Origin of the sequence: Microbacterium sp. LWH12-1.2 (assembly GCF_040675825.1) — a bacterium.
Classification (GTDB): domain Bacteria; phylum Actinomycetota; class Actinomycetes; order Actinomycetales; family Microbacteriaceae; genus Microbacterium.
In genome coordinates this window covers 1,421,281-1,435,889 of sequence record NZ_JBEGIJ010000001.1, presented here as the reverse complement: position 1 = coordinate 1,435,889, position 14,609 = coordinate 1,421,281, and the positions used below count along the sequence as shown (strand labels likewise).

Here is a 14,609-nt window from a genome sequence, read left to right as displayed (position 1 = left end):
TCATCATGTCTGCGGTCAGCCGCCGAGCGGAACGTTCGTCGTGGTGACGGGCTCGTCGTAGATCGCGGCGATCTCGTCGGCGAAATCGCTGAGGATGACGTTCCGCTTGATCGACATCTTCGGCGTGAGATGGCCGGAGGCCTCGGTCCACTCCGAGTCGAGGATCGTGAACTTGCGGATGGACTCGGCGCGCGACACTCGCGTGTTCGCGGCGTCGACCGCGCGCTGGACCTCCGCACGGACGGCTTCGCTCGTCGACGCCTCGGCGAGCGACGTGTCGGCGGGAAGGCCGTTGTTCGCAAGCCAGGTCGGCAGCATCTCGGGGTCGAGGGTGACCAGTGCCGAGATGAAGGGGCGCTGATCGCCGACGACGACCACCTGGCCGATGATCGGGTTCGACCGGATCGGGTCCTCGAGCGCTGCCGGGGCGACGTTCTTGCCGCCGGCAGTGACGATGATCTCCTTCTTGCGGCCGGTGACGGTCAGGAACCCTTCGGCATCGAAGCTGCCGATGTCACCGGTGCGGAACCAGCCGCCTTCGCTGAACGCTTCGGCTGTCGCCTGCGGGTTGTTCCAGTACTCCTTGAACACGTTGATGCCACGGACTTCGATCTCGCCGTCCTCGGCCAGGCGTACCCCGACTCCGGGGAGCGCGGGGCCGACCGTGCCGATCTTCGACTTGTCAGCGAGGTTCACCGTCGCCGGTGCCGTGGTCTCGGTGAGGCCGTAGCCCTCGAGGATGACGACACCGAGGCTGTGGAAGAAGTGCCCGAGGCGCGCGCCGAGAGGAGCGGACCCGGACACCGCATACGCCACGTTCCCGCCCATCGCCGCCCGCAGCTTGCTGTAGACGAGCTTGTCGAAGAGCGCGAACTTGATCTTCATGCCCAGCGGGATCTTCTTGCCCTCTTCGAGCAGCTTGGAGTGCTCGATGGCCACGTCGGCGGCGGCGCGGAAGATCTTTCCCTTGCCGCCGGCCTCGGCCTTCTGCTCGGCGGAGTTGTAGACCTTCTCGAAGACTCGGGGAACGGCGAGCAGGAAGGTCGGCTTGAACGAGCCCAGAGCGGGCAGCAGCTGCTTGGTGTCGGGCTGGTGCCCGGTGCGAACGCCCGCATGGATGTCGAGGATCGAGATGAAGCGGGCGAAGACATGCGCCGTCGTGATGAAGAGCAGAGTGGAGGCGCCAGGAGTCGTCAGCACCTTGTCGAGCGCCTTGCCCGAGTTGCGGCACAGCTCGACGAAGTTGCTGTGCGTGAGCACGCAGCCCTTCGGGCGTCCGGTCGAGCCGGAGGTGTAGATGAGGGTGGCGATGTCCGAGCCGACGGCGAGGTTGCGACGGCGCTCGATCTCGGCATCCGTCACCGAAGCCCCCTGAGCCGTGAGCGTGTCGATCGCGCCGAGGTGCAGCTGCCAGACATCACGCACCAGGGGGATGTCGCTGCGGATCTCATCGACGCGGGCATAGTGCTCCGGCGATTCGACGAGCAGGGCGATGGCTCCGGAATCCTCCATGATCCACTGGATCTGGGAGGGGGAGCTGCTCTCGTAGATGGGAACCATCACTGCGCCGGCGTAGAAGAGGGCGAAGTCGATGAGCGTCCACTCATAGGTGGTGCGCGCCAGGAAGCCGACCTTCTCGCCGGGCTGGATGCCGGCCGCGGCGAAACCCTTCGCGAGTGCGACGACCGCGGTCTGGAAATCTGCGGCGGTGATATCGCGCCAGCCCTGGCCGTCCGGCACGGAGAACAGTGCCAGGTCGGGGGTGGCTTCGACACGCTTCACCAGCAGGTCGGCGATGTTCGCGTCAGGGTCGGCGGGGACGATCGCAGGGACTTCAAACTGGACCACGGCAGCTCCTTCGGTACCGGTCGGACACGGGTTGTCCCCGAGTCTAAGGCATGGAATCCAGTCGCACACTTAGTGAGACCCGGTCGCGTCCTTGGCGGGGAATATCCGAAGTCTCCGCGGATGCCGCGGCGGTGCCCTAGACTTCACCTCGATGTTCTACTGGCTGATGAAGTACGTCGCGATCGGGCCCTTGGTCAAGGCGATCTTCCGTCCCTGGATCGTGGGCCGCCGCAACGTGCCCGCGAGCGGCGGAGCGATTCTCGCCAGCAACCATCTCTCCTTCGCCGACTCGGTCTTCCTTCCGCTGATGATCGATCGGCCGATGTCGTTCCTCGCCAAGAGCGACTATTTCACAGGCCGCGGGATCAAGGGCTGGGCGACGAAGTTCTTCATGAAGGCCACGGGGCAGATCCCGATCGACCGCTCCGGGGGCAAGGCGTCCGAGGCCTCGCTGAACACCGGACTCCAGGTGCTCGGGAAGGGCGACCTCCTCGGCATCTATCCCGAAGGCACGCGCAGCCCGGACGGCAAGCTGTACCGCGGACGGACCGGAATCGCGCGGATGGCGCTCGAGGCGAAGGTGCCGGTGATCCCGGTCATCATGGTCGACACCGACACGGCGATGCCGATCGGGCAGCGTGTCCCACGCGTGATGCGGATCGGGATCGTGATCGGCGAGCCGCTCGATTTCTCTCGCTACGCGGGCATGGAGAACGACCGCTACATCCTCCGTTCGGTCACCGACGAGATCATGGTCGCTCTGCAGAGGCTGGGCGCCCAGGAGTACGAGGACGTCTACGCGTCGACGGTGAAGGACCGGCTTCCGGTACGCGTCACACGCGGCTCCTGAGGCGTCAGCGCCTACTAGGCTGGGGGGATGCTTCAGCACCACATCGACGCCCTTGACGCATGGCGCTCGCTCCCCATCAAGCAGCAGCCGCAGTGGCCCGATGCTGATCGAGTCGCAGCCGTATCCCAGCAGATCGCGGGGCTCCCTCCGCTGGTCTTCGCGGGTGAGGTCGACAACCTCCGCGACCGCCTCGCGCGCGCGGCATCCGGTCAGGCTTTCCTCCTGCAGGGGGGCGACTGCGCTGAGACCTTCGCCGGAGCGACCGCCGAGCAGATCCGCAACCGCATCAAGACGGTGCTGCAGATGGCCGTCGTGCTCACGTACGGCGCCTCGATGCCGATCGTGAAGATGGGTCGGATGGCCGGTCAGTTCGCGAAGCCGCGCTCCAGCGACAACGAGACCCGAGGCGATGTCACTCTTCCCGCCTACCGCGGCGACATCGTCAACGGCTACGACTTCACCGAGGGTTCGCGTCAGGCGGATCCGGGGCGCCTGCTGCAGGGGTACCACACCGCGGTCTCCACGCTGAACCTGATCCGCGCCTTCACCCAGGGTGGCTTCGCGGATCTCCGCGAGGTGCACTCGTGGAACAAGGGCTTCGCGCAGAACCCGGCCAACCAGCGCTACGAGCGGATGGCGGCCGAGATCGACCGCGCCATCAAGTTCATGGAGGCCGCCGGAGCCGACTTCGACGAGCTCAAGCGCGTCGAGTTCTTCACCGGCCATGAGGGTCTGCTGATGGACTACGAGCGGCCGATGACGCGCATCGACTCGCGCACGGACACGCCGTACAACACCTCGGCGCACTTCCTCTGGATCGGCGAGCGGACGCGGGACCTGGACGGCGCGCACGTCGACTACTTCTCGAAGATCCGCAACCCCATCGGGGTCAAGCTCGGACCGACCACCTCGCCGGACACAGCGCTCGCGCTGATCGACAAGCTCGACCCGAACCGCGAGCCCGGGCGTCTGACGTTCATCACCCGGATGGGAGCCGGCAAGATCCGCGATGCATTGCCGCCGCTGCTCGAGGCCGTTCGCGACTCTGGTGCGACACCGCTCTGGGTGACCGATCCGATGCACGGCAACGGGATCACCACGCCCACCGGCTACAAGACGCGTCGCTTCGACGACGTCGTCGACGAGGTGCGCGGCTTCTTCGAGGCGCATCGTGCCGTCGGAACGTTCCCCGGTGGCATCCACGTCGAACTCACCGGTGACGACGTCACCGAGTGCCTGGGCGGCTCGGAGCACATCGACGAGGCCGCGCTCGCGACCCGTTACGAGAGCCTCTGCGACCCGCGCCTGAACCACATGCAGTCCCTCGAACTCGCCTTCCTGGTGGCCGAGGAGCTCGCGAAGCGCTGACCCCGTTCGAGAACGCACGAACTGCTCTTAAACCCGCCGGTTGAGAGCAGTTCTTGCGTTTTCGGCTGCGGATGTGGATAACCCCGGTGGCGGATGCCGGTGAAACGGCAGAATCGGCGGATGCAGCCGCACGGGAAACTGCCAGAGCCGCTTTGCGGCAAGATCTTCAGCGTGCGCACCGGGAGACATCACGGCTTGAGTGATTCGCGGACGCGGAGCAAGGATCTCGTTGTGCCGTTTCGCGGCGTCCGCGCGCACGGGATGCCGAAGAGTCTGCTGGAACGCGGTCGGAGTCTGCTCGCTGTCATGGAGCCGCATCAGGTGTTCAGCCACGAGACAGCAGCGGAGCTGTGGGGCATGCCCCTTCCGAAAGCGGGCGAGGTGATGCATGTCATGGCGATCGGGGTTCGCGGACGGATGCGTCGGCCCGGCGTCAAAGGCTGGGAACGAGCGCGGACGGAGACCTCGTCGTCCGGCGCGTGCGCGACCTGCCTGTCGTGAGTCCTGCCGATACGTGGTGTCAGTTGGCGCATTCGCTTCCGAGGGAGTGGCTTGTCGCCGTTGGCGACTTCCTGCTCAGCGGAGCGCGCACGGACAAGGGACGCGAGTCGCCGCTGTGCAAAACCGGTGAGTTGGAGGATGCTGTGCGCCGTCACGGGTCGCGGCGCGGCGCAGTGGCGCTGGCCTGGGCGCTGCCGCGCCTGCGGAAGCCAGTGGACTCACCGCAGGAGTCGAGGTTGCGACTGGCGCTAGTCGCCGGTGATCTTCCAGAACCCGAAGTGCAGATGGCCGTCAAGACGGCGCACGGTCTCCGTCACGGTGACCTCGGTTATCGAGCCGCACGACTGATCATCGAATACCAGGGGGACGAGCACCGGGCATCGAGGAAACGCTGGTTGCAGGATCTGACGCGCATCCAACTGCTGGAAGACGCCGGTTACCGGGTGATTCTGGTCGGCGCCGACGACCTCCGTGACGGCGCTCGCGCGCTGATCGAACGCATCCGTCGCATCTTGGCATCCGCACCATGATCGAGAACGCATGAACTGCTCCCAAACCTGCCGGTTGAGAGCAGCTGGTGCGTTCTCGGCCGTGGTGGATATGCTCAGCCGGCAGCGCGAATCTGGATCTTCGTGCCACGAGGGTGCTCGCTGCCCGCCTCGGGGTTGGTGCTGGTCGCGGTGAACAGATCCCAGACGATCTCCGGGACGTTCGACACCGCCTGGAATCCCGCTTCCTCGAGGATTCGGACGGCCTCGCGGATGCTCTCGCCGTTGACGTCCGGCACCTCGATCGGCTCAGGGCCCTTCGACACGATGAGCTGGATGGCATCGCCCGGCCGCCAGTTCCCCTCTTCGGCTCGGTCGGCGTACCCGATCACCCGGTCCTTGTCGATGTCGTCGCTGAACTGCGTCTGACTCTCCTCGGCGACGACCAGGCCCTTGTCGGTGAGCGCTTTCGTCGCCTGGTTCACGTTCATGCCGGCGACGTCGGGAACCGGTCCGAGCGAGACGAAGAGCTCGATGGCGTCGCTCTCGAACACTTCGCAGCCCTCGCCGCATTCGTACGTCTCGCCGCCGGCGCGGGGAGTGACGTATGCGTTGATGACGATGCCCGGATCCGCGTCCGAGAAGAGAGCCACGTCGTCCGCGAGTTTCAGGTGGAACTCATCCGTGAGACGGGTGCGGAGTTCCTCGGCGACCTGACCGTTCAACGGATCAAGGGCGTGCTTCTTCGGGCCGATCGAGACGACGACGGTGACGGTCGCGCCGGCCTCCAGTCGCTCTCCTTCGCCCGGTTCTGTGCGCATCGCCTGCTCGGCTGGCACGTCGATGGAGTTCTCGTCCGCTCGCGCCGGCACGAAGCCCTCCGCCGTGAGCGCCGCGGCGGCCTCGTCATAGCTGGACCCGGCGACACCCGGCACCGCGATCAGGGATCCCGGTCCGGAGCCGAACCACCAGCCGACGCCACCGGCGAGCACCGCCAGCAGGAGAACGAAAGCGAGCAGGAACGCACCGCGGGCGCGGCGCTTGGAAGCGCGACGGCGGAGGACGGTCGCATTGTCGAGCTGCTGGGGGACAGGGGCCGTCGGATCGGCGATGACCATGGTGCTCGGCATCGCTTTGGTGAGATCGCCGGAATCGGCCTGCGAACGCTTGGTAGGCATGGTCGCGGCGGCAACCGCGGGGGCGATGCCGAGATCGCGCTCGATCTCGCGCAAGCGGTCGAGCATCTCCCGGGCGTCGTTCGGACGCTCATCCGGCGACTTCTCGGTGGCCCAGAGCACCAACTCGTCGAGGGGCTCCGGCACGCCGGGGTTGCGCACGCTCGGACGCGGTACGGACTCGGTGGCGTGCTGGAACGCGATCTGCATCGGCTGCTCACCCTTGTAGGGCTGCTCGCCGGTGAGCATCTCGTAGAGCATGATGCCGAGCGCGTAGATGTCGCTTCGGGCGTCCGCCGTGCCGCGCGTGACGAGCTCAGGGGCGAGGTACGCGATCGTGCCGAGCAGCTGCGCTCCGGTCGCGGTGTTCGCCGTCGTCGCCCTGGCGAGGCCGAAGTCGCCGATCTTGATGCGGCCGTCTTCGGCGAGCAGAACGTTCTCGGGCTTCACGTCGCGATGGACGATCCCCGCGCGATGCGCTGCAGAGAGACCGGCGAGGATCGCATCCATGATCGTGATCGTCTGCGGGATCGTCAGACGGCGCTGCTCGCGCATCAGCTCGCGCAGCGTGATCCCCGGCAGGTATTCCATGACCAGGTAGGCGAGCTCGCCGTCCTGCCCCTGATCGAAGACGTTGACGACGTGCGGATCGGCGAGCCGTGCCGCTGCCCGTGCCTCCTGGATGAACCTGCTCTGGAACGCGGAATCGTCGCTGAGATGCGCGTGCATCACCTTGAGAGCGATCCGGCGTTCGAGTCGCAGGTCGGTGGCGACGTAGACGGTCGCCATGCCGCCGCGCGCGATCCGAGCGCGGACACGGTAGCGACCGTCGACAAGCCGCCCGATGAGAGGGTCAGCCTGCTGATTGGTCGTCACGAGGAAATTCTATGGAGAACTGCCTGAAAGCCTGGGGAGCGGCTCACCCCTGGACCCTGCGGGTTTGCCCCGAGCGTCATCCGTGGAGCGCGAGCCACTCGTAGGCCTGGGCCTCCCACTGGCCGTAGCGGTCAGGGAATGCCGAGATCTGCACGGCCTGAGCCGCGGCGCCGAAGCCCAAGGATTCCCAGCCGGAGATGTCGAGCAGGCCCCGCGTCGCGCTGCCGTTGGGGTCGTTCGGGCCGCCGTAGAAGACGCGGATGCTGCGGTCGGCATCCCGGATCTGCTCGGCGGATCCCCAGCCGGTGCTCGGCCGCTGCTGGAAAAGCCCGAGCGAGTCGCGGTCGCCCCAGTCCAGGTTTCGCATCCAGGACTCGACCATGCTCGTCGCGAGAGCCGTGGCGATTCCACGGTCGGAGATGCCCAGTTGTCGTCCGATGCTGATGATGAGCGCGGCGTTGGCCGCCTGCTCCGCATCCAGGGTCGCCGTCAATGGCGGGTGCGCAACAGCGGTCGGCGCTGGTGCCGCCGCCGGCGCAGGGGCCGAAGCGGCGACCACGATCGTCTGGCCCGGGTAGATGATCGACGCGGCGCTCAGGCCGTTGGCGGCGAACAGCGTCTGCGTGGTGGTGCCGTACTTCTGGGCGATCCCGAAGAGGGTGTCTCCGGCGGCGACCGTGTGGGTCTGTCCGGCCTCGGGTGCCGCAGGTGCCGTGACAGGTGCCGCGGGGGAGGCGGCTGCTGCGGCCGTACCGGAGACGGCGAGCGTCTGGCCGGGGTAGATGATCGACTCACGGGTGAGGGCATTCGCGGCCAGCACCGCGTCGACCGTGGTGCCGTACTTCTGGGCGATTGCGTAGATGGTGTCACCGGAGACGACGGCGTGCGTCGTCGTGGCTGCCGGGGTCGCCGGTTCGACGGCGGCTGGGGCGGCCGGAACTGCGGTATCGGCGAGCGTGAGGCTCTGCCCCGGGTAGATCACGGACCGCCAGGTGAGTCCGTTCCAGGTCAGGACGTCGGCCGTACTCAGTCCGAAGCGCTCGGCGATCCCGAAGACGGTGTCTCCGGGTTGGACGACGTACGTGCCGGGACTGGTCTGCGCCGGTACGGAGTGCATCGGCACGCCGGCCGTCGATGCCACGTCCTTGAGCTGGACGAGATGCAGGGCGGGGGCGGCATCCGCCGATGCGGGCGCAGCGACCAGCGTGCCGGCGAGCGTTCCCAGAACGGCAGCAGGTGCGGCCACGGTCAGATATCGCGTGCGACGCGAAGCGTTCAGTCTCAAAGCTTCCCCCTTTTTCGACTTCTGCCACGCTGGCACGGAAGTAAACCAAAGTCAACAGGAGTGACAGGTGTGACTGGCGTGACGGGAGTGGCAAGATGCATCCTCCGACCGGAGGTGAGATAGTGGCAACGTGTCTGAGAACGCCCCTGAAACGTATGCCACCGAGTGGCTGACCATGCCCGATCTCGTCGAGGTGCTCGATGAGCCGCTCGGGCGGGTGCGACGACTCATCGACGAGCACTATCTCATCGGTTCCCGCCGCAACGGAGTGTTCACTGTTCCGGCTGTGTTCATCGTCGACGGGGAGCCGCTGGCCTCGCTGCGCGGCACCGTGATCGTCCTGAAGGATGCCGGCTTCACCGACGATGAGGTCATCAACTGGCTGCTCAGCGATGAGGAGACGATGGGGCGCTCGCCGATCGCGGCGCTGCTCGCCGGCCACAAGAGCGAGGTCCGTCGGATCGCCCGCACTCTCGCCTGACCGTTGTCGCGGCCCGGCTCAGGCCGGGCGTGCCGGTTGCAGTGCTCAGGCCGCCCGCACGGTGGCTGCGCGCGCGAGATCGCGGAGTTCGCTGACGGCGGCGTTGTCCAGGCGCGCCCCGGACAGCGCCCGGTCGGCCTCCTTGGCGTAGTCAGAGATCATCGTCTCCACGCGATCGAGGGCGCCTGAGCCTGCGATCGTCGCCTGCAGCGACGACACCTGCTCGTCCGTGAGCGACGGGTCGCCCAGTAACTCGTCGAGAAGGTTGCGCGTTGAGGTGTCGACGGCGTCCCTGGTGAGGGCGATGAGGACGGTGCGCTTGCCCTCACGGAGGTCGTCGCCCGCGGGCTTGCCGGTGACGGCTGCGTCGCCGAACACCCCGAGCACATCGTCGCGAAGCTGGAAAGCCATGCCCAGCGGATGACCGAATCGGCGCAGTGCGGCGAGCTGGTCATCCGCGGCGCCGGCGAGGGATGCCCCCAGCAGCAGGGGCTGCTCGATGCTGTATCTGGCCGACTTCAGCGAGACGACGCGGAGCGCGCGCTCCGCATGCGTGTCGCGCGGATTCACACTCCATGCCGATTCCTCGGCGATGTCGAGGAATTGCCCTGTCGTGACGTCGCGGCGCATCCGGGCGTATTCGGCGCGCACCGTCGCGGCGTGCGGGTGGTCTGCGATCCCGGTCTCCATGAGGTCGTCGCTCCAGGCGACCAGGAGATCTCCCAGCAGGATCGCGGAGGCGCGTCCGAACGACTCGGCATCGCCCGTCCATCCCGCCGCGCGGTGGGCGCTCTCGAGGGCGCGATGTGCCGCAGGACGGCCTCGGCGGGTATCCGAGTTGTCGATGAGATCGTCGTGCACGAGCGCGGCGGACTGGAAGATCTCCAGCGCGGCGCACAGATCCCAGAGCGCATCGCTCTCCACGGCGTTCCGGTCGAGGAAGCGGGCGACCGAGCGCCAGCCGGAGTGGCAGAAACGTGCCCGCAGCCGCTTACCGCCGACGAGGGTGTCCGCAGCCGCGTCGAGGAACGAAACCGCGTCAGGGCCGTAGTCGGCGGACTCGGCGCGTGCCCTGTCGAGGAAGCACTTCAGGCGCTCAGCGACGGCATCGGGGACAGGAGTGGGGGACGACACGACTCTCAGCATACGTACACCGAACGAGGTGCCGGACGGCTACCCCAGATCGCCGGGCTGGGCGTAGAATGTAAGGCACCATACCCGAGGGGGACGAGATGCCACTGTCCGAACAGGAGCAGCGTCTGCTTGATGAGATGGAACGCCATCTCCTGCACAACGACGCCGACGTCGTGAGCGCGCCCTCCGGTGATCGTGCCTTGAGCTACCGCAATCTCGTGTACGGGGCACTCCTCCTGCTGGCCGGCGTCGGCGCGCTGATCGCGGGTGTCGCCCTCGGCGACGTGCTCGGCATCGTTGTCGGTGTGATCGGTTTCGCGACGATGCTCACCGGAGTGATGCTGGCTGTCACCCCGGTGCGCCGCACCACCCCGGTGCCGGCTCGCGAGGGCAAGTCGGCCAAGCCGCAGAACTCGGCGTCCTTCATGGATCGTATGAACGATCGATGGGATCGCCGCCAAGACGGTCGCTGACCGCCAACAAGTCGTCTTCCCGAAGGCCCGGATGCTCTGAGCATCCGGGCCTTCGTCGTTTCTCGGCGCGGTGCGCCGTCTCGGCGGATGTGCGCTGGTCCTCCACTCTTCCTCCACTGCGCTCCACCGCGAGAAATCAAGGATCTCAAAGCGCTCACGCTCGGATCGACGAAGGATCACGGCGATTGGTCGTAGGTTTGTGGAGGAAAGTGGAGTAAAGTGGGGCGCACCTCGAGTTGGCCGGACGAAGAGGGGGGTGATGGCCATGTTGCTGGGGACGCACTCACCGAAGCTCGACGACAAGGGACGGGTCATCCTTCCCGCGAAGTTCCGCGAAGATCTGGGCGGCGGCATCGTCGTCACCCGCGGTCAGGAACGTTGCCTCTACGTCTTCAGCACTGCCGAGTTCGAGACCATGCACGAGCGGATCCGACAGGCCCCGCTCGCCAACAAGCAGGCGCGTGACTTCATGCGTCTGTTCCTCTCCGGAGCGAGTGCGGAGATGCCGGACAGCCAGAACCGCATCACCATCCCGGCGCACCTTCGTCAGTACGCCGGACTCCAGAAGGAGCTCGTCGTCACCGGAGTCGGCGCCCACGCCGAGATCTGGGATGCCGAGAGCTGGAACACCTACCTCGCGGCCGGCGAGGAGACCTACGCAGACCTGGAGCAGGAGGTGATTCCGGGACTCTTCTGACCACGGCTGTGATGCCCCGCCGCTCCCGCCCCGACACACTTCCCCGGTGCCGGGTCGAGCGGAGGGGGATCAGGGCCCTGGTCACCGGAAAGAGAAACTCCACCCGAGAAAGATCATGAACCTCCGAGACATTCACACCCCCGTCCTGCTCGACCGCTGCGTCGAGCTGCTCGCTCCCGCCCTCCAGGCCGACGGAGCGGTGCTCGTGGATGCCACGCTCGGCATGGGCGGCCACGCCGAGGCTTTCCTCCAGCGCTTCGACAACATCCGGCTCATCGGGCTGGATCGCGACACGGATGCCCTGCGAATCGCGGGGGAGCGGCTCGCACGCTTCGCGGACCGGATCACCCTCGTGCACACCGTTTACGACGAAATCGGCCTGCACGCACAGGGCGCCGCCGGCATCCTCTTCGACCTCGGTGTCTCCTCGTTGCAGCTCGATGAAGCAGAGCGCGGTTTCGCGTACTCCAAGGACGCCCCGCTGGACATGCGCATGGACCAGACCAAGGGGGTCACCGCCGCCGAGGTCATCGCCACGTACAACGAGGGCAACCTCCGCCGCATCTTCGAGCGCTACGGCGAGGAGAAGCTCGCCGGCCGCTACGCGCGTTTCATCATCGAGGCGCGACAGAAGCAGCCGATCACCCGCTCCGGCGAACTCGTGGAGCTGCTGATCGCGGCGACCCCCGCCGCAGCACAGCGCGCGGGCCACCCGGCCAAGCGCGTGTTCCAGGCGTTGCGCATCGAGGTCAATGCCGAGCTGAACGTGCTCGCGGACGCGATCCCTGCGGCGATGGACGCCCTCAGCGTCGGTGGACGGATCGTCGTGATGTCGTATCAGTCGCTGGAGGACCGCCTGGTCAAGCAGGCGTTCGCGGCCGGGGCTGCTTCGACGACGCCCCCGGGACTCCCGGTCGAACTCCCCGAGCACGCTCCGCGGTTCCGCATCGTGACCAAGGGCGCCGAACTGGCGGACGACGCCGAGCGTGCGCGCAACCCCCGGGCGATCCCGGTGCGGCTGCGCGCGGCCGAGAAGATCAGGGAGTCGGCATGAGCCTCAACGCCACCGCGCGCGTCCTGCCACGGCCCTCTGCGCCGACGAAGGCGCCGGAACGTCGCCTTCGTCCCCTGGAGCGTCCTGCTGAACGACGCAAGCCCAAGCTCGCCTACGCGCTGATCGCCCTCGGCGGTGCGTTGGCGATCGGTGCTCTCCAGATCGCGCTCTCGCTGGCGATCACGCAGGATTCGTTCACGCTTGCCGCGCTCAACTCGCAGCAACGCGAGCTGAACCTGCGCACTCACGCGCTGCAGGAGGAACTCACCGGGCTCAGCTCGCCGCAGCTGCTGGCCAGCAGCGCAGCCGGCCTCGGAATGGTCGTCGCGGGGTCGCCCTCGTATCTGCGCCTCAGCGACGGTGCGGTGTTCGGAGCTGGCTCCGGTGCCGATTGGTACTCGACGGTCGACCCGAACGGTTCGGGCGCGGTGGGCAATGCGCTCCTGCAGGCCGCGCATACCGAGACGACCCCGCCGGCCGGTGATGAAGCCGCGGAGAGTACGACATCCGATCTGCCGCCGTCGATCACCGATGGCCTCCCCAGCCCCACGACCCACTGAGCCGAAACCCAGACGGAGACATCCTCATGACGACACGAGCCACCCGCAGTCCGCGGCGACGCACCGTCGTCGCCCTCGCCGTCGTGCTCGCCGTGCTGGCGGCGTTCGTCGTCCGGCTCGTCGACATCCAGGTAGTCAGGGCGGATGCCCATGTCGAGGACTCGCTCCGCACCGGCAAACTCGGCACGTCGACGTCGATCCCCGGTCAGCGCGGATCGATCGTGGACTCCGAAGGCACAGTCCTCGCCTCCAGCGTCCTGGTCTACGACGCCCAGCTGAGCCCGCAGGTCATCATGCTCCTGGAGAACGACGAGAAGAACAAGCCGAAGCTGCCGTGGGCCGAGGCGTCCGAGAAGATCGCCGCGGTCACCGGTCAGACCGGCGATGAGGTGCGCGCGATCGTCGCAGCGGCTCTCGCCGAGAACGCCGAGAGCCAGTACGCGCTGCTGAAGCGGGGCCTGACCACCGAGCAGTACCTCGCGCTGCGCGACCTGGGCCTGCCCTATCTGGCTGTGAATCCCCGGGAGACACGGGTCTACCCGAACGGCGCAGTCGCCGGCAATATCGTCGGCTTCCTCGACGGAGAGGGCAAGGCGCAGGTCGGCGTCGAGAAGATGGAGGGCCAGTGCCTGGCCTCCACCGCCGGCGAGAGGTCGTACCGCACCGGCAAGGACGGCGTGGTGATCCCCGGCAGCGAACGCACTGTCGACGCAGTGGACGGTGGAACCGTGCAGCTCACGCTCAACAGCGATCTGCAGTGGTACATGCAGCAGATGATCGGCGAAGAGGCGCAGAAGCAGGGCGCCAAGGGAGGCACCGTCACGGTCGTCGAGACCAAGACCGGCAAAATCCGGGCGGCGGCCGAGTGGCCGGCGATGGACCCCAACGACCTGGATGCGTCGGCACGCGAGACCTGGGGCAACCAGATCTTCACCTACGACTTCGAGCCGGGCTCGACTTTCAAGGCGATCACTGCCGCTGCGGTGATCGAGGGCGCGGGGGCGACCCCCTTGTCGACCGTCACGGCTTCGTCTCGCGAGACGTTCCCGAACGGGGCCGTCATCAATGACGCCTTCTCGCACCCGGACTACAACTACACGCTCGCCGGTGCACTGATCGACTCGTCGAACGTGGCGCTGTCGAAGTTCGGCGAGATGGTCAGTCCGGATGTGCGCCACGACTACCTGCAGCGATTCGGCGTCGGCACCGAGACGATCGGGTTCCCGAACGAGACCGACGGCACGCTGCACCCGACCAGCGAGTGGGACAACCAGTCGATCTACACCACCTCCTTCGGTCAGCACTTCACCGTCACCGCACCGCAGCTCGCCGGGGCGTACCAGGCGATCGCCAACGGCGGGGAGAAGATCGGGCTCTCACTTGTCGAGTCCTGCACGCGGACGGACGGCACCGTCGTCACGCCGGATGCGCCAGAACGCGAGCAGATCGTCACGCCGGAGACCGCATCACAGCTGACGCGCATGCTGGAGAACGTCGCGGTGCAGGGCGGACTCGCCGAAGACATCGCGGTGCCCGGATACCGTGTCACGAGCAAGACCGGAACCGCGCAGGTCGCGGATCTGGTCAACGGCGGCTACAAGTCCGGCGTCTACTACACGAGCATGGTCGGCTTCGCTCCCGTCGACGATCCTGAGTACGTCATCGTGGTGACCCTCGACGAGCCGACTAGAATTACATCGTCTGCCGCAACCGCTTCCGCCTTCCAGAAGGCCGTGACGCAGGTCATGAAGACCTATCGCGTCATGCCGTCGTCCACGCCGATGGACGAGTTGCTGCCCAAGTTCGAATAGCCGGCGAG

14 protein-coding genes are annotated in these 14,609 nt (G+C 67.0%); 10 read left to right on the top strand and 4 right to left on the bottom strand.

Annotation, left to right across the window (positions count from 1 at the left end):
• Nucleotides 1-15 precede the first annotated feature (15 nt).
• Complete coding sequence (locus tag MRBLWH12_RS06890) at nt 16-1,848, bottom strand: AMP-dependent synthetase/ligase (protein WP_363547493.1); 1,833 nt, start codon at nt 1,846-1,848, stop codon at nt 16-18.
• Between the two features lie 151 nt (nt 1,849-1,999).
• Here MRBLWH12_RS06890 and MRBLWH12_RS06885 point away from each other — a divergent pair, with 151 nt between their 5' ends.
• From MRBLWH12_RS06885 to MRBLWH12_RS06870, 4 genes are all read left to right on the top strand, one after another.
• Nucleotides 2,000-2,698 carry a lysophospholipid acyltransferase family protein gene (locus tag MRBLWH12_RS06885; protein ID WP_341974344.1) on the top strand — a complete coding sequence of 233 codons (699 nt, stop codon included), beginning with the start codon at nt 2,000-2,002 and terminating at the stop codon, nt 2,696-2,698.
• A gap of 27 nt (nt 2,699-2,725) precedes the next feature.
• Nucleotides 2,726-4,066, top strand: a complete 1,341-nt coding sequence (locus tag MRBLWH12_RS06880; protein ID WP_341974345.1) for a class II 3-deoxy-7-phosphoheptulonate synthase — start codon at nt 2,726-2,728, stop codon at nt 4,064-4,066.
• A gap of 120 nt (nt 4,067-4,186) precedes the next feature.
• Complete coding sequence (locus tag MRBLWH12_RS06875; protein WP_363547490.1) at nt 4,187-4,567, top strand: hypothetical protein; 381 nt, start codon at nt 4,187-4,189, stop codon at nt 4,565-4,567.
• A gap of 284 nt (nt 4,568-4,851) precedes the next feature.
• On the top strand, nt 4,852-5,097 hold the full coding sequence (locus MRBLWH12_RS06870) for a DUF559 domain-containing protein (RefSeq protein WP_363547487.1): 246 nt from the start codon (nt 4,852-4,854) through the stop codon (nt 5,095-5,097).
• A gap of 74 nt (nt 5,098-5,171) precedes the next feature.
• Here the strand turns inward: MRBLWH12_RS06870 and pknB are convergent, their stop codons facing one another.
• Together pknB and MRBLWH12_RS06860 are read right to left on the bottom strand one after the other, a co-directional pair.
• The gene (gene pknB / locus MRBLWH12_RS06865; protein WP_363547484.1) at nt 5,172-7,106 is read right to left on the bottom strand and encodes a Stk1 family PASTA domain-containing Ser/Thr kinase; all 1,935 of its coding nucleotides are present in this window, start codon (nt 7,104-7,106) and stop codon (nt 5,172-5,174) included.
• 76 nt (nt 7,107-7,182) lie between these two features.
• A complete protein-coding gene (locus tag MRBLWH12_RS06860; protein ID WP_363547481.1) occupies nt 7,183-8,391 on the bottom strand; it encodes a LysM peptidoglycan-binding domain-containing protein in 1,209 nt (402 codons plus the stop codon).
• 130 nt (nt 8,392-8,521) lie between these two features.
• Here MRBLWH12_RS06860 and MRBLWH12_RS06855 point away from each other — a divergent pair, with 130 nt between their 5' ends.
• On the top strand, nt 8,522-8,872 hold the full coding sequence (locus MRBLWH12_RS06855) for an Rv2175c family DNA-binding protein (protein WP_363547478.1): 351 nt from the start codon (nt 8,522-8,524) through the stop codon (nt 8,870-8,872).
• A 45-nt stretch (nt 8,873-8,917) separates the two neighbouring features.
• Here the strand turns inward: MRBLWH12_RS06855 and MRBLWH12_RS06850 are convergent, their stop codons facing one another.
• A complete protein-coding gene (locus MRBLWH12_RS06850; RefSeq protein WP_363547475.1) occupies nt 8,918-10,006 on the bottom strand; it encodes a polyprenyl synthetase family protein in 1,089 nt (362 codons plus the stop codon).
• A 98-nt stretch (nt 10,007-10,104) separates the two neighbouring features.
• Here MRBLWH12_RS06850 and MRBLWH12_RS06845 point away from each other — a divergent pair, with 98 nt between their 5' ends.
• The 5 genes from MRBLWH12_RS06845 to MRBLWH12_RS06825 all read left to right on the top strand — a co-directional run bounded on the left by MRBLWH12_RS06845 (nt 10,105) and on the right by MRBLWH12_RS06825 (nt 14,601).
• Nucleotides 10,105-10,479 carry a DUF3040 domain-containing protein gene (locus MRBLWH12_RS06845; protein WP_363547473.1) on the top strand — a complete coding sequence of 125 codons (375 nt, stop codon included), beginning with the start codon at nt 10,105-10,107 and terminating at the stop codon, nt 10,477-10,479.
• Between the two features lie 265 nt (nt 10,480-10,744).
• On the top strand, nt 10,745-11,176 hold the full coding sequence (gene mraZ, locus MRBLWH12_RS06840; protein WP_102192802.1) for a division/cell wall cluster transcriptional repressor MraZ: 432 nt from the start codon (nt 10,745-10,747) through the stop codon (nt 11,174-11,176).
• Nucleotides 11,177-11,291: 115 nt separating this feature from the next.
• On the top strand, nt 11,292-12,230 hold the full coding sequence (gene rsmH / locus MRBLWH12_RS06835; RefSeq protein WP_341974351.1) for a 16S rRNA (cytosine(1402)-N(4))-methyltransferase RsmH: 939 nt from the start codon (nt 11,292-11,294) through the stop codon (nt 12,228-12,230).
• On the top strand, nt 12,227-12,790 hold the full coding sequence (locus MRBLWH12_RS06830; RefSeq protein WP_363547470.1) for a hypothetical protein: 564 nt from the start codon (nt 12,227-12,229) through the stop codon (nt 12,788-12,790). The genes rsmH and MRBLWH12_RS06830 overlap by 4 nt, the downstream gene beginning before the upstream one ends.
• A gap of 26 nt (nt 12,791-12,816) precedes the next feature.
• On the top strand, nt 12,817-14,601 hold the full coding sequence (locus tag MRBLWH12_RS06825; RefSeq protein ID WP_363547467.1) for a peptidoglycan D,D-transpeptidase FtsI family protein: 1,785 nt from the start codon (nt 12,817-12,819) through the stop codon (nt 14,599-14,601).
• Nucleotides 14,602-14,609: the final 8 nt, after the last annotated feature.

What these genes read in the sequence shown, in the direction of transcription:
- MRBLWH12_RS06885 (WP_341974344.1), top strand. Translation starts at nt 2,000, where the DNA reads ATGTTCTACTGGCTGATGAAGTACGTCGCGATCGGGCCCTTGGTCAAG.
- MRBLWH12_RS06880 (WP_341974345.1), top strand. Translation starts at nt 2,726, where the DNA reads ATGCTTCAGCACCACATCGACGCCCTTGACGCATGGCGCTCGCTCCCC.
- MRBLWH12_RS06875 (WP_363547490.1), top strand. Translation starts at nt 4,187, where the DNA reads ATGCAGCCGCACGGGAAACTGCCAGAGCCGCTTTGCGGCAAGATCTTC.
- MRBLWH12_RS06870 (WP_363547487.1), top strand. Translation starts at nt 4,852, where the DNA reads ATGGCCGTCAAGACGGCGCACGGTCTCCGTCACGGTGACCTCGGTTAT.
- MRBLWH12_RS06845 (WP_363547473.1), top strand. Translation starts at nt 10,105, where the DNA reads ATGCCACTGTCCGAACAGGAGCAGCGTCTGCTTGATGAGATGGAACGC.
- mraZ (WP_102192802.1), top strand. Translation starts at nt 10,745, where the DNA reads ATGTTGCTGGGGACGCACTCACCGAAGCTCGACGACAAGGGACGGGTC.
- rsmH (WP_341974351.1), top strand. Translation starts at nt 11,292, where the DNA reads ATGAACCTCCGAGACATTCACACCCCCGTCCTGCTCGACCGCTGCGTC.
- MRBLWH12_RS06830 (WP_363547470.1), top strand. Translation starts at nt 12,227, where the DNA reads ATGAGCCTCAACGCCACCGCGCGCGTCCTGCCACGGCCCTCTGCGCCG.
- MRBLWH12_RS06825 (WP_363547467.1), top strand. Translation starts at nt 12,817, where the DNA reads ATGACGACACGAGCCACCCGCAGTCCGCGGCGACGCACCGTCGTCGCC.